Origin of the sequence: Actinomadura physcomitrii (genome assembly GCF_008923205.2) — a bacterium.
In the GTDB taxonomy this organism is placed as follows: Bacteria; Actinomycetota; Actinomycetes; order Streptosporangiales; family Streptosporangiaceae; genus Spirillospora; species Spirillospora physcomitrii.
In genome coordinates this window covers 134,610-148,316 of the sequence record NZ_WBMS02000021.1, presented here as the reverse complement: position 1 = coordinate 148,316, position 13,707 = coordinate 134,610, and the positions used below count along the sequence as shown (strand labels likewise).

The following is a 13,707-nucleotide window of genomic DNA, read 5'->3' as shown; positions in this document are numbered from 1 at the left end:
GCCTTCAACTCGTCGTCGATCCGGGCATAGAGTGCCGTTGCGAGGGTGTCTAGGTCTGTCTTCACACACTGACATTGGACGCCCTCGCCCCATGTCCGCAGGCGAACCCTTGGACTCATTCATCTAGGCCGCACGGACGGGCGCGGTGGTCTCGTGCCCGCCAGGTGCGCGCTCGGCCGTTCGGCTACTAGGCGGCGTGGAGGCTGACGGCGAAGGCGGGGCCGGGGTTGGTGAACGTCTGCGGACCGCCGTGCACGCGGACCCGGTTGGCCCGCAGCGGCCGCTCCGTCACGCCGTCCGCCGCGATCGCCACCTCCGCCAGCTCGCCGGCGAGCAGCGTGCCGACCTGGCCGTGGACGGTCGCGCCGTGCCCCGGCGGCCAGGTGGTCAGCCACAGGCGGACGCCGTCCGGGGCGTCCAGCGGGACGTGGACCGGGCCGGCGTCGTCGAACACGACGCGGCGCCACCAGTCGGACGGGCGGGCCGCCAGGTCGCGGACGTGTGCGGCGAGCTGGCCGACGGTGGGCGGGCGGGCGGTGATGGTGCGGCCGTGCGGGTCGTCCTGACCACGCATAGTGAGATCGGGAACCATGTCCTGGATGTCCTGGTGTGAGCCGGATCCGGGTGAGCGCCACCCGGGAGCAACGGGATGATCAGCGGCTACAGGCAGGACACAGCGCGCTGGCCACGCGGCGGAGGGCCACGGGGCTGTCGGCGGGAACGCGCGCTGGCATGGCATCAAGGAGACACTCCGTGACCAACGGTTGTCAAGCCGAACCTCTCCGTTCACCCGCCGTGCACCCGCGATCCGTCCCAGTCCGTCACCATCCGTCCGGTAACGGATCAAGGAACGGAGTCTGCGATGGACCGGCGAACCGTGCTGCGCGGTGGTCTCGTGACGACCGCGGGAGCGGCCTTTGCCCTGCTGAACGACGGCCCGGCAAGGGCCGCCGGCCTGCTGCGGACGGGCCGCCCGCGACTCACCCACGGCGTGCAGAGCGGCGACGTCACCGCGAACGAGGCCGTGATCTGGGCGCGCTCGGACCGGCCCGCGCGGATGCTCGTCGAGATCGGCGACCGGCCCGACTTCCGCAACGCCCGGACGCTGCGCGGCCCCGTCCTCACCCCGGACACCGACCTGACCGGGAAGGCGTTCCTGCGCGGCCTGCCGCCGGGCCGCGAGCTGCACTACCGGGTCCGGCTGGACGGCCTGGACCGGGGCCCGGCGTCCGAGCCGGTGGCCGGCCGGCTGCGCACGGCGCCGCGCACCCGCCGCGACATCCGGTTCGTCTGGTCGGGCGACCTCGCCGGGCAGGGCTGGGGCATCAACCCCGACCTCGGCGGTTACCGCATCTTCAAGGCGATGGCCGCGGTCGACCCCGATTTCTTCCTGTGCAGCGGCGACCTCGTCTATTCGGACGGCCCGCTTACTGAAACGGTGAAGCTGCCGGACGGGTCCACGTGGCGCAACCTCACCACCGAGGAGAAGTCCGCCGTCGCCCAGACCCTCGCCGAATACCGCGGCCAGTTCCGCTACAACCTCGAGGACGCCAATCTCCGCGCGTTCAACGCGCAGGTCCCGATGCTCTACCAGTGGGACGACCACGAGACGCTCAACAACTGGTACCCCGGCGAGATCCTCGACCTGCCGCAGTACACCGAGAAGCGCGTGGACGTCCTGTCCGCCCGCGCCCGCCGCGCCGCGTTCGAGTACACGCCGATCGCCATTCCGGCGGCGAAGGGCGGCCGCATCTACCGCAAGATCTCCTACGGCCCGCTGCTCGACGTGTTCATGCTCGACATGCGCACCTACAAGTCGCCGAACGACGCCGACGACTCCCCCACCCAGCGCGACGGCCTGCTCGGCGCCGAGCAGGCCGCCTGGCTCAAGCGCGAGCTCCGCCGTTCCAAGGCCACCTGGAAGGTCATCGCGAACGATCTGCCGATCGGCCTGGTCGTCCCCGACGGCACCGCGCAGGAGGCCGCCGCGCAGGGCGATGGCGGCGCGCCGCTCGGCCGCGAGCGGGAGATCGCCGGGATCCTTTCCGACATCAAGAAGAACCGCGTCCGCAACACCGTCTGGCTGACGGCCGACGTCCATTACACGGCCGCCCACTACTACGACCCGTCCAAGGCGTCGTTCCAGGACTTCGACCCGTTCTGGGAATTCGTCTCCGGCCCGCTGAACGCGGGCGCCTTCGGGCCGAACGCCCTCGACGGCACGTTCGGGCCGGTCGCGAGATTCGTCCAGGCGCCGCCGCACGCGAACACCTCGCCCGCGGAGGGCTTCCAGTTCTTCGGCGAGGTCGACATCGACGCGCATTCGGCGACGCTCACCGTCCGCCTCCGCGACCTGGACGGAAAGGTCCTGCACACCGAAACGCTGAACCCCGCCCGCTGACGGCGCGCGAGGTCGCGCCTTCCCGGTAGGCGCGACCTCGCTCCGCCGGCTATCGGGCGTTGCCGGTGACGCTCAGCGGGTGATCAGGACGTACGCGACCACGGTGAGCACCGCCGTCACGATCAGATATCGGACGAACACGTAACGCACATACCCCGCAGACCGGTACACAGTCCCCGGCCTGGGATCATCGAGCGTGTGAATCCCGCGCGCACCCTCGTCCCGTCCGCTGCGGCGCTCGTCCTGTGCCTGCTCGTCCCCGGCTGCTCCGGCGGCGGCGACCACCGGAAGGCCGACTGCGCCCGGATCACCGCCGCGCTGCGCACCCCGTCGACCTCGGGCGACGTCCAGGGGATCATCGACGCGCTGCGCCGCGTGCGCCCGAAGCTGAAGGACGACCACCTGGCCAAGGAGGTCGACGTCGTCCTGGACGTCGGCGCGAAGCTGAAGAAGAGCGGCGGCGACGAGACCGGCCGGAACCTGCTGTCGGACTCCGAGGCGATCCGCTTCAGCAAGGCGACCGACGACATCACCGGGACGTGCGGCACCCCGTCCCCCTGACGCCGGTCAGGACTTCCGGTCGAGCCAGGCTTCCAAGCCGTCGAGGATGCGTTCGAGGCCGAACTCGAAGCTCGTGTCCGGCTCGACCCAGATGGTCGGATTCTGCCGCCACCAGGCGGCGTAGTTGGGGTAGTCGTCGGCGACGCGCTCCACGAACGGGCGGAGCTGCTCGACGAGGTCGGCGGGCGACTTCCCGGCGTCGCGGGTGGCGCGCTCCAGCGCGGCGTCGGACGTGGCGTAGCCGATGGCGTGCGACATCAGCAGGTTGCTCGCCCAGTTGACCTCCGCGCCGGACAGGCCGGCGGCGGTCAGCAGCGCGATGGTGCGGTCGCTGACCCGCATCGCGTTCGGGCCGATGGCGGGGTGGCTGCCGAACAGCCCGAGCACCCAGGAGTGGCGGAGCAGGACCGTGCGGAAGGAGCGGACGGCCCCGGCCGCCGCCTCGCGCCAGCCGACCCGGTCCGGGTCGGGGATGTCGACCTCGCCGAGGATCTCGTCGACGACGAGTTCCAGCAGCTCGTCCTTGTTGGCGACATAGAAGTACATCGAGGTCGCGCCCGCGCTGATGCTGGCGGCGAGGCGGCGCATGCTGAACCCCTCGATGCCGTCGGCGTCCAGCAGCGCGACGGCGGCGCCGACGATCTCCTCGCGGCTGAGCTGCGGGCGGCCCCGGCGCGGTCGGCCGGGGCGCAGCCAGACCGAGCCGGCGACGGGGTCGGTGTCAGTGGCCATGCAACGTCCTTGCGACCTGGGCTGCTGGGGTCGCTCCAGATTATCGGTTGACGAACGGCGTACCAAAGTTAGTACAGTGTGCGAAAATTCGATCGTCGTACGAACGGGGACGCCATGACCGCCCGCAACCCGCGCCGCTGGGTGATCCTCGGCGTGCTCTGCCTCAGCCTGCTCGTCGTGGTCATCGACAACACGGTGCTCAACGTCGCGATCCCGTCCCTGGTCGAGGACCTGCACGCGAGCAACTCCGACGTCCAGTGGATCCTGGACGCCTACATGCTGGTGTTCGCCGGGCTCCTGCTCACCGCGGGCGCCCTGTCCGACCGGTTCGGCCGCCGCCGCGGCCTGGTCACCGGCCTCGTGCTGTTCGGCGGCGCGTCCGGGCTCGCCGCCCTCGCCGACTCGTCCGGCGAGCTCATCGCCGCGCGGGCGCTGATGGGCGTCGGCGGCGCGTTCCTGATGCCGGGCACGCTGTCGATCCTCACCACCGTCTTCGACGACGAGGAGCGCAAGAAGGCCCTCGCCATCTGGAGCTCAGTGCTGATGGTGGGCGCCGTCGCGGGCCCGCTCGTGGGCGGCCTGCTGCTGCGCGACTTCTGGTGGGGGTCGGTGTTCCTGCTGAACATCCCGATCGCCGTCCTCGGGGTCGTCGCCGCGCTGCTGATCATCCCCGAGTCGCGCGGCCCGGCCGTCCGCCCGGACGTCGTCGGCGCCGTGCTGTCGACCGCCGGGATGACCGCGCTCGTGTGGGGCGTGATCGAGACGGCGCGGGACGGCTGGTCGTCCGGCCGCACCCTCGGCGGGTTCGCCGCCGCGATCGTGATGATCACCGCGTTCGGGCTGTGGGAGCGGCGCTGCGCGGAGCCGATGCTGCCGATGGGCCTGTTCCGCGACCGCAACTTCAGCGGCGCCAGCCTGTCGGTCGTGCTGATGTCGTTCTCGGCGGGCGGGCTGCTGCTCGCCCTCACCCAGTACCTGCAGTTCGTGCTGGAGTACAGCCCGCTGAAGGCGGGCGCCGCGTTCATCCCGCTGATGGTCGCCGCGATGGCGTTCAACGGGGTCGGCGTGGTGGTCGACAAGAGGCTCGGCGCCCGGGCCGCCGTGGCCGCCGGCCTGCTGCTGCTCGCGGCCGGCTTCGGGGTGCTGGCGACGCTGTCGCCCGGCGACGGCTACCCCAAGCTCGTCATCGCCCTGGTCGTCATGGGGATGGGCAGCGGGACGATGGGCCCCGCGGCGTACGGGACGCTCCTCGGCGCCCTGCCGCCCGAGCGCGCGGGCGTCGGCTCGGCGGTCAACGACACCGTCCAGCAGGTCGGGCAGGCGCTGAGCGTCGCGGTGCTCGGCAGCGTCCTGGCGGCGGCCTTCTCCGGCCACATGCCGGACGCCGTCACCGGCCGGGCGCGCGAGTCCATCGGCGACGCGCTCGCGGTCGCGGCGGCCAAGGGCGACGCGGGGCTCGCGGCGGCGGCGCGCGACGCGTTCACCGACTCGATGGCCACGATCGCGCTCGTCGGCGTGGTCGCCGGCATCGCGGCGGCGGCGCTGGCGTTCCTCGTCCTGCGCCCGGCCCCGCCGGCGCCGCAGGACTCCCCGGCCGAACCGGCCGACCAGGTCGACGCCGCCCCCTGACCGCCATTTACAAATCACCATAAGGCACTTCATTACCGGCGGCGCAATTCCGGGTTTTAGCGGACCGCTACATTCACTTTACCCCTCCTATACGTTCTGGATGAGTAACTATTCGCAACGCGGAATAGCGAAACATCCGCGTCGTTCGAGGCGTGACAGCCCCCCGGCCCGGGTGCCCGCGCGGTACCCGGCCTGCCACACCCCAGAACAGAGGAGTGATACGTGAATTACGGAGACGAGCTACGGCGAGAGATCATGTCGCCGGGAGTCACCCCACTCATCGGCGTGTTCGACATGTTCTCCGCCTCCGTCGCCGCGAAGCACTACGACGGCCTCTTCGTGTCCGGATTCGGGTTCGCCGCGTCGCACTACGGGCTGCCCGACATCGGCTTCATCGCCTGGCCGGACATGGTCGCGTTCGTGCAGCGGCTGCGGCTCGCCTTCCCCGGCCGGCACCTGCTGGTCGACATCGACGACGGGTACGCCGACCCGGAGGTCGCCTGCCACGTCGTCCGGCAGCTGGAGACGGCCGGCGCGTCCGGCGTCATCCTGGAAGACCAGCAGCGGCCGCGCCGCTGCGGGCACGTCGACGGCAAGCGGATCCTGCCGCTGCCGGAGTACCTCGACAAGCTCGACATGGTGCTGCGCACCCGCCGCGATCTCGTGGTCGTCGCCCGCACCGACGCCACCGGCGAGGACGAGATCCTCGTCCGCGCGCGGGCCCTCGCCGAGACCGACGCCGACGTGGTCCTCGTCGACGGCGTCCGCGACGTCGACTGGATCCGCCGGGTCCGGTCGGTGATCGGCGGCAAGCCGCTGCTGTTCAACCAGATCGCGGGCGGCAGGTCGCCGCGCGTCTCGCTGCCCGAGCTTTCCGGGCTCGGCGTGGACGTGGCGATCTACAGCACGCCGTGCCTGTTCGCCGCGCAGCGCGCGATGGACGCGGCGCTGCTCGAGCTGAAGGCCGCCGACGGCCGGCTGCCGGAGATGACACCGGACGCCGTCGGCGTCAAGGAGTCCATCGAACTGCTCGAACGCAACATCAGCCGGCACCACCGGCCGGACGGCCGGGAGATGGCGCCCGCTCCCGCCTGATCCGGCCGAATACCGGCAATCGGTCCGCGCACCGTCATCCGCCCATCGCGGTGATCTCCCCCCGGGAGTCACCGCGATGTTCCGTCACCACCGAAAAGGGGTCATCATGCGCCTGCTCGCCAGGCTTCTCGTCCTGTCCGTCCTCACCTGCGGCGCCGCCGCGGCGACGTCCGGGGTCACCTGGGCGTCCCCCTCCCCCTCGTCCGGGGCGGCTCCGGGCGGGGACGGCCTCGTCAGCGCGTTCGACAACACCGGCGACGACGCGGGCGACGACAGCTGGCTGGAGGTCGACCGGTCGTTCAACCTCGCCGAGGGCGACGGCAGCCCGGGCAGCGACATCGTCAACGAGGTCGGCGGCGCTTCCAGCGGGATGTCGCCCGGCTCGGCGAACGGGTCGCCGTCCGGCACGTCGGCGACCACGTCGCCACCGCGGTCGGACGACGAGTGACGCCCCCGGACGGCGCCCGCGCATCCCGCGGGCGCCGTCCGCTTACCCCGGAGCGACGATCCGACGGCTCTTGGGCCAGGTCAGGCGGGGTCCATGCGAATAGGGCGAAAATCCGGAAAAGTAAGGGGCATCCGATTACGGCCGGTTGGTGATCGCCCACGGTACGGGGCGGTCGCGACCGGCGAGGAGTAACAGTGACCCCCGAAGCACGAACGGACGCCACCGAGGCGTCGCACATGGACCGGGTCGACGTGAACCCCGGCGTCGACCGCGCGACGGAACCGGACGAGGAGCAGGTCCTCCGCGGCCTGTACGGAGAGCCGGACGCAGATGGGGCCTTCCGCGGGGAGGGTTCCGGATGACCGCGGCGAGCATGCTGGCGGAGGCCCGCAAGTCCCTCGGGATGTCGGGCCGCCCGAACGCCATCACCAAGGAGTACGCCGCCAGGCACGGGGACGAGTTCCTCAAGGCGTCCTGGTGCGACATGGCCATCACCTACTGGGCGCGGCACAGCGGCAACGCGAGCGCCGTCCTGCCCGGCGGCGACCGCGCCTATACCGTCTGGCACGCGCAGGACATGCAGAAGGCCGGGCGCTGGCACGCCGGCACGACCGCGCAGGTCGACGCCGCGCAGCCGGGCGACATCGTCTTCTTCGACTGGGGCGCGTCCGACAGCGTCTCCGCGATCGACCACGTCGGCGTCGTGGAGAAGGCGCTCGGCGGCGGGCGGGTCCAGACGATCGAGGGCAACACCTCCGACGCCTGCAAGCGCAGGGTGCGCGGAGCGGACGTGATCGCGGGCTACGGACGGCCCGACTACACCGGGGACGACTGGACGGAGGCCATCGTGAACAAGCTGCCGCAGGTGGGCAAGGGCGACACGGGCGAGCACGTGGAGAGCGTGCAGGGGCTGCTGCTGGCGCGCAGCCACCCCGAGGTGGCCGTCAACGGCACGTTCGACGACACCACGGAGGCGGCGGTGAAGGCCGTCCAGAAGTGGGGCGGTGTCGCGGCGGACGGGATCGTCGGGCCGGACACCTGGCCGGTCCTGCTGCGGGTGCAGTAGCGCCGTCCGCCCGGGCCCCGCCCGCCCCGCGCGCCCCACCTCCGACAAAAAGGGCATGTCAGGGTCTAGTACGCGATTCAACCGCGGCATACCTTCGTAAGGTCGCATGTCGCGGAGCGTTTCCGGCGGTCGCGCCGCGGAGGGCTCCAGAGAGGCGGGGCCCCGATGACGTGGCCGGATCAACGCGCTCCGCCCAGGGACGTCCCCATCCCGGTCCACCCCGAGACGTCCCTGGGAGAAACGCATGCCACGTATCCGTGTCGAGGTCGACGGTGCGACGTACGAGGACGACGTCGAACCGCGGCTTCTTCTCGTCCACTATCTGCGCGACCGGCTGGGGAAGGTCGGCACCCCGGTGGGGTGCGACACCAGCAACTGCGGAGCCTGCACCGTCCTGCTGGACGGGATGAGCGTGAAGAGCTGCTCCGTGCTCGCCGTCCAGGCCGACGGCCGCGATGTCACGACCGTCGAGGGCCTCGGGGCGGGCGGCGCGGAGCATCCGATGCAGCGCGCCTTCCACGAGGAGCACGCGCTCCAGTGCGGCTACTGCACCCCCGGCATGATCATGGCGTCGATCGACCTGCTGCGGGAGAACGCCGACCCGTCCGAGGAGGAGGTCCGCGACGGGCTCGAGGGCAACCTGTGCCGGTGCACCGGCTACCAGAACATCGTGAAGGCCGTCCGGCGCGCCGCGGCGGAGATGCGGACGCCCGTGCAGGAGCGGGAGGTGACGCCATGACCGCGACGACCGAGGGCCCCGCGCGGGAGATGGGCTCGCCGAGGAAGCGGTCGGAGGACGCCCGGCTGATCACCGGGCGGACGAGATGGACCGACAACATGGCGCCGGCGGGGACGCTGCACGTGGCGTTCCTGCGCAGCCCGCACGCGCACGCGCGCATCACCGGGGTGGACGCCGGCGCGGCGCGGAACCGTCCCGGGGTGGTGGCGGTGTTCAGCGGCGCCGACTTCGCGGACGAGCAGGGGGCGCTGCCGTGCGCGTGGGTGGTCACCGAGGACATGAAGCATCCGGACCATCCGCCGATGGCGGTGGACGAGGTCCGGTACGTGGGCGAGCCGGTGGCGTGCGTGGTGGCGCGGGACCGTTACGCGGCGTTCGACGCGCTGGAGGAGATCGACGTCGACTACGAGCCGCTGCCCGCCGTGGTGGACATGGAGGCGGCGGTCGCGGACGGCGCCGACCTGGTCCATGAGGGCCTCGGGACGAACACCTCCTACACGTGGGTGTTCGAGAACGGGGACCTGGACGCGGCGATGCGGGACGCGCCGGTCGTGCTGGAGCGCCGGTACGTGCAGCAGCGGCTGATCCCGACGGCGATGGAGCCGCGGTCGGTGCTGTGCGTCCCGGAGGGCGAGGAGTTCACGCTGTACTCGGCGACGCAGATCCCGCACATCCTGCGGCTGATGCTGGCGACGGTCACCGGGATCGGCGAGCACCGGATCCGGGTCGTCGCGCCGGACGTGGGCGGCGGGTTCGGCTCCAAGCTGCAGGTGTACGGCGAGGAGGTCATCGCGCTGCTGCTGGCGCGGCGGCTGGGCCGTCCGGTGAAGTGGACGGAGTCGCGCAGCGAGGGGAACATGACCGTCCACCACGGCCGCGACCAGATCCAGCGGCTGACGCTCGCGGCGGAGCGGGACGGGCGGATCCGCGGCCTGAAGGTGGAGTTGCTCGCCGACATGGGCGCCTACCTGATGCTGGTGACGCCGGGCATCCCGCTGCTGGGCGCGTTCATGTTCAACGGCATCTACAAGATGGACGCCTACTCCTTCACGTGCTCGGGCGTGTTCACGACGAAGACGCCGACGGACGCGTACCGGGGCGCGGGGCGTCCGGAGGCGACGTTCGCGATCGAGCGGCTGATGGACGAGCTGGCCGCCGAGCTCGGCATGGACCCGATCGAGGTGCGGCGCCGCAACTGGATCGCGCACGAGGAGTTCCCGTACGACACGATCGCGGGCCTGACCTACGACAGCGGGAACTACGAGGCGGCGACGGACAAGGCGCTGGAGCTGTTCGGGTACGACAAGCTGCGCGCGGAGCAGGCGGACCGGCGCGAGCGCCGCGACCCGGTGCAGCTCGGCATCGGCGTGTCGACGTTCACGGAGATGTGCGGGCTGGCGCCGTCGCGGGTGCTCGGGTCGCTGTCGTACGGCGCGGGCGGCTGGGAGCACGCGTCGGTGCGGGTGCTGCCGTCCGGGAAGGTCGAGGTCGTCACGGGGTCGTCCGCGCACGGGCAGGGCCACGAGACGGCGTGGGCGCAGATCACCGCGGACCGGCTGGGCGTCCCGTTCGAGGACGTGAAGGTGCTGCACGGCGACACGGCCGTGTCGCACAAGGGCATGGACACCTACGGGTCGCGGTCGCTGGCGGTCGGCGGAGTGGCGCTGTACTCGGCGTGCGACAAGGTCGTCGACAAGGCGCGGAAGATCGCGGCGCACCTGCTGGAGGCGTCCGAGCAGGACCTGGAGTTCGAGGGCGGCCGGTTCAGCGTCCGGGGCGTCCGGCAGGAGGGCCGGACGCTGCAGGAGGTGGCGCTGGCGGCGTTCGCGGCGCACGACCTGCCGGACGGGATCGAGCCGTCGCTGGACTCCGACGCGACGTTCGACCCGGACAACTTCTCCTTCCCGCACGGCACGCACCTGTGCGCGGCCGAGGTCGACACCGAGACCGGGATGGTGAAGATCCGCAAGTACGTGGCGGTGGACGACGTCGGCAAGGTCGTGAACCCGCTGATCGTCGAGGGGCAGGTGCACGGCGGGCTGGCTCAGGGCATCGCGCAGGCGCTGTACGAGGAGGCCGTGTACGACGCGGAGGGCAACCTCACGACGACGACGATGGCCGACTACCTGATCCCGTCGGCGGCGGACCTGCCGTCGTTCACGACGGACCGGACGGAGACGCCCGCGACGTCCAACCCGATGGGCGTGAAGGGCGTCGGCGAGGCCGGCACGATCGCCTCGACCCCGGCGGTCGTGAACGCGATCGTGGACGCGCTGCGCCCGTTCGGCGTGGACGACGTCCCGATGCCGTGCACGCCGGAGCGCGTGTGGCGCGCGCTCCGCTCGGAGCCCGACCCCGGAACGCTCGAACCCGGCACGGCCGAACCCGGTGCGGGCGGCGGTCTCGGATCGGCCGGAGGTGCCCGGTGATCCCCGCGACGTTCGACTACGTGCGGCCCGCGTCGGTGGACGACGCCGTGCGGGCGCTGGCCGACGCCGGTGAGGACGCGAAGGTCCTCGCCGGCGGGCAGAGCCTGATGCCGCTGCTGCGGATGCGGCTCGCCTACCCCGACGCGCTCATCGACCTCGACCGCCTCGACGGGCTGCGGGAGATCCGCGACGCCGGCGACGCGGTCGTGATCGGCGCGATGGCGACGCATCACCAGGTGATCGGCGACCCGCTGGTGCGCGAGCACCTGCCGCTGATGGCGCGGGCGACGGAGACGGTCGCGGACCCGGCGGTCCGGCACCGCGGCACGTTCTGCGGGTCGCTGGCGCACGCGGACCCGGCGGGCGACCTGCCGGCGGTCGCGCTGGCGCTGGACGCGGTGCTGCTGGCCCGGTCGGTGCGCGGCGAGCGGGAGATCCCGGCGGCGGAGTTCTTCGTCGACTGGATGACCTCGGCGCTGGAGCCGGACGAGCTGCTCGTCGGGGTCCGGGTGCCGAAGCTCGGCGCTGGCTGGGGCGTGCACTACGAGAAGTTCCACCGGACGGCGCAGGCGTGGGCGATCGTCGGGGTCGCGTGCGCGGTGCGCCGGTCCGGGGACACGGTGGAGGACGCCCGGGTCGCGCTGACCAACATGGGGCCGGTGCCGGTCCGGGCGAGCGGCGTCGAGGACGCGGTCCGGGGGCGGGCGGCGACGCGGGAGGCGTTCCAGGCCGCCGCCGGGCACGCCGCCGAGGGCACCGAGCCGCCCACGGACCTGCACGGATCGGCCGAGTACCGGACGCACCTGGCGTCCGTGCTGACCGCGCGGGCGCTGAGCGCGGCGGCGGACGTCTGAACAGGGACGGCCGGGGGCGGCGCGGGCCGTCCCCGGGCCGCCCCCTGCCCGTCGGGTACCCCGCACTGGCGGCGCCAGGATGATCGCCGTAAGGTCGCCAGGAAGTACACCGGACGATAAGGACCATGATCATGGAGCTCGACCACGAATTCACCGTCCCCGTGCCGGTGGATCGGGCCTGGTCGGTGCTGCTCGACGTGGAGCGCGTCGCGTCGTGCATGCCGGGCGCGACGCTCGACTCGGTCGACGGCGACGAGTACGCGGGCCGGATGAAGGTGAAGGTCGGCGCGATGACCATCACCTACCGCGGCACCGCGCGCATCGTGTCGGCGGACGAGTCGTCCCGCACCGTCACGATGGAGGCGGCGGCGAAGGAGGCGCGCGGCTCCGGCACGGCGTCGGCGACCGTGCAGGCGAAGCTGCATCCGCAGGACGACGGCACGACCCGGGTGACCGTGCGCACGAAGCTGAACGTGACGGGGCGGCCCGCGCAGTTCGGCCGCAACATCCTGTCCGAGGTCGGCTCGAAGATCATCGCCCGGTTCGCGAAGGCGCTCGCGGCGGAGCTGGAGTCGCCGGCCGAGCCCGAGGCGCCGGCCGCCGAGCCCGAGCCCGAGCCCGCGTCCGCTGCGGCGCCCGTGCAGGAGGCCATGCCGGAGCCGGAGAGCCCCGCCGAGGAGGCGAAGCCGGAGAAGGCCGCGGAGCCGGAACCGGCCAAGGCGGAGGTGGCGCAGCCCGTTCCGGCCGCGCCGCCGCAGCCCCCGGCGCCGTCCGAGCGGCCGCCGCTGCGGCTCGCGCGCGATGACGACGACGCGATCGACCTGCTGGAGGTCGCGGGGCCGTCGCTGGTGAAGCGGGCCGTCCCGGCGGCGGGCGGGCTCGTCGTACTGCTGCTGGTGATCCGCTGGCTGGTGCGGCGCCGCAGGCGCTGACGGCCCGCCGCGACCCGGGGCCGGTTCAAGCGCGGTTCAACGATCGGCATGCGATCGGCGACGACGGTGGAACGCGCCGCCGCGATGGCATGACCTTGTGCCGTGGACACGATCGAGCTGCAGCGGATCGCGCGCATCGGCGACGACAACTGGTGGTACCGGGAACGGCGCGCGATCGTCTCCGGCGAGCTGCTGCGGTTCAGCGTGCCCGGCGCGGCCGTCGACATCGGCGCCGGAGCGGGCGCGGACGCGCGGATGCTGTCCGGGCACGGCTGGCGGGCGACCGCGATCGACCTGAACCCGGAGGCGGTCGCGCTCGCGCGCGCGCAAGGCGTCGAGGCCTACGAGGGCGACGCCCGCTACCTCCCGCTCCCCGGCGGCGCGTACGACCTGGCGCTGGCGATGGACGTCCTGGCGCACATCGAGGACGACCGGCGCGCCGCCGCCGAGATCGTCCGGGTGCTGAGGCCGGGCGGGACGGCGCTGGTGTCCGTCCCGTGCGACATGGGCCTGTGGTCGGCGCACGACGTCGCGCTCGGGCGCGTCCGCCGCTACGCCCGCGGCGCCTTCGCCGAGCTCCTCGAAGGCGCCGGCCTGCTGGTGGATCGGCTGTGGAGCCGCGGCGTGCTGCTGCGTCCCGTCCTGCGCCGGCTCCGGCACCGGATGACGCGCCGCGAGGACCTCGCTCCGCTGCACCCGGCCGCGAACGAGGCCCTGCGGCTGTCGATGGCGCTGGAGCGGCGGCTGCCGCTGTGGTCGTGGCCGGGCACCTGGCTGTTCGCCCGCTGCCGCCGCCCCGGCTGACCGAACCGCGTTCACTT

General features: G+C 72.4%; 14 protein-coding genes. 12 read left to right on the top strand and 2 right to left on the bottom strand.

Going from position 1 to position 13,707, the window contains the following annotated elements:
- Positions 1–187 precede the first annotated feature (187 nt).
- The gene (locus F8568_RS25865; protein WP_236009143.1) at positions 188–574 is read right to left on the bottom strand and encodes a cupin domain-containing protein; all 387 of its coding nucleotides are present in this window, start codon (positions 572–574) and stop codon (positions 188–190) included.
- A 288-nt stretch (positions 575–862) separates the two neighbouring features.
- Here F8568_RS25865 and F8568_RS25860 point away from each other — a divergent pair, with 288 nt between their 5' ends.
- Positions 863–2,401, top strand: a complete 1,539-nt coding sequence (locus F8568_RS25860; RefSeq protein ID WP_151596284.1) for an alkaline phosphatase D family protein — start codon at positions 863–865, stop codon at positions 2,399–2,401.
- A 198-nt stretch (positions 2,402–2,599) separates the two neighbouring features.
- Positions 2,600–2,962: a hypothetical protein gene (locus F8568_RS25855; protein WP_151596283.1), complete on the top strand. Its 363-nt coding sequence runs from the start codon at positions 2,600–2,602 to the stop codon at positions 2,960–2,962.
- A 6-nt stretch (positions 2,963–2,968) separates the two neighbouring features.
- On the opposite strand, the gene F8568_RS25850 is transcribed toward F8568_RS25855, so the two are convergent.
- Positions 2,969–3,694, bottom strand: a complete 726-nt coding sequence (locus F8568_RS25850) for a TetR/AcrR family transcriptional regulator (RefSeq protein WP_151596282.1) — start codon at positions 3,692–3,694, stop codon at positions 2,969–2,971.
- 114 nt (positions 3,695–3,808) lie between these two features.
- On the opposite strand from F8568_RS25850, the gene F8568_RS25845 reads away from it, so the two are divergent.
- The 10 genes from F8568_RS25845 to F8568_RS25805 all read left to right on the top strand — a co-directional run bounded on the left by F8568_RS25845 (position 3,809) and on the right by F8568_RS25805 (position 13,690).
- A complete protein-coding gene (locus F8568_RS25845; RefSeq protein WP_151596281.1) occupies positions 3,809–5,323 on the top strand; it encodes an MFS transporter in 1,515 nt (504 codons plus the stop codon).
- A 222-nt stretch (positions 5,324–5,545) separates the two neighbouring features.
- The gene (locus F8568_RS25840; RefSeq protein WP_328601010.1) at positions 5,546–6,418 is read left to right on the top strand and encodes an isocitrate lyase/PEP mutase family protein; all 873 of its coding nucleotides are present in this window, start codon (positions 5,546–5,548) and stop codon (positions 6,416–6,418) included.
- Positions 6,419–6,524: 106 nt separating this feature from the next.
- Positions 6,525–6,866, top strand: coding sequence for a hypothetical protein (locus tag F8568_RS25835; RefSeq protein WP_151596280.1), 342 nt, complete (start codon positions 6,525–6,527; stop codon positions 6,864–6,866).
- A 194-nt stretch (positions 6,867–7,060) separates the two neighbouring features.
- Positions 7,061–7,228, top strand: coding sequence for a hypothetical protein (locus F8568_RS47035; RefSeq protein ID WP_202125343.1), 168 nt, complete (start codon positions 7,061–7,063; stop codon positions 7,226–7,228).
- Entirely contained in the window at positions 7,225–7,932 is a 708-nt protein-coding gene (locus F8568_RS25830) for a peptidoglycan-binding protein (protein WP_151596279.1), read from the top strand. The genes F8568_RS47035 and F8568_RS25830 overlap by 4 nt, the downstream gene beginning before the upstream one ends.
- A 244-nt stretch (positions 7,933–8,176) precedes the next feature.
- A complete protein-coding gene (locus tag F8568_RS25825; RefSeq protein WP_151596278.1) occupies positions 8,177–8,671 on the top strand; it encodes a (2Fe-2S)-binding protein in 495 nt (164 codons plus the stop codon).
- Positions 8,668–11,100 (top strand): xanthine dehydrogenase family protein molybdopterin-binding subunit, encoded by a 2,433-nt coding sequence (locus tag F8568_RS25820; RefSeq protein WP_151596277.1) that lies wholly within the window; start codon positions 8,668–8,670, stop codon positions 11,098–11,100. Before F8568_RS25825 ends, F8568_RS25820 begins: the two co-directional genes overlap by 4 nt.
- Positions 11,097–11,954 carry an FAD binding domain-containing protein gene (locus F8568_RS25815; protein ID WP_151596276.1) on the top strand — a complete coding sequence of 286 codons (858 nt, stop codon included), beginning with the start codon at positions 11,097–11,099 and terminating at the stop codon, positions 11,952–11,954. Before F8568_RS25820 ends, F8568_RS25815 begins: the two co-directional genes overlap by 4 nt.
- A gap of 125 nt (positions 11,955–12,079) precedes the next feature.
- Entirely contained in the window at positions 12,080–12,886 is an 807-nt protein-coding gene (locus tag F8568_RS25810) for an SRPBCC family protein (protein ID WP_151596275.1), read from the top strand.
- Positions 12,887–12,988: 102 nt separating this feature from the next.
- On the top strand, positions 12,989–13,690 hold the full coding sequence (locus F8568_RS25805; RefSeq protein WP_151596274.1) for a class I SAM-dependent methyltransferase: 702 nt from the start codon (positions 12,989–12,991) through the stop codon (positions 13,688–13,690).
- Positions 13,691–13,707: the final 17 nt, after the last annotated feature.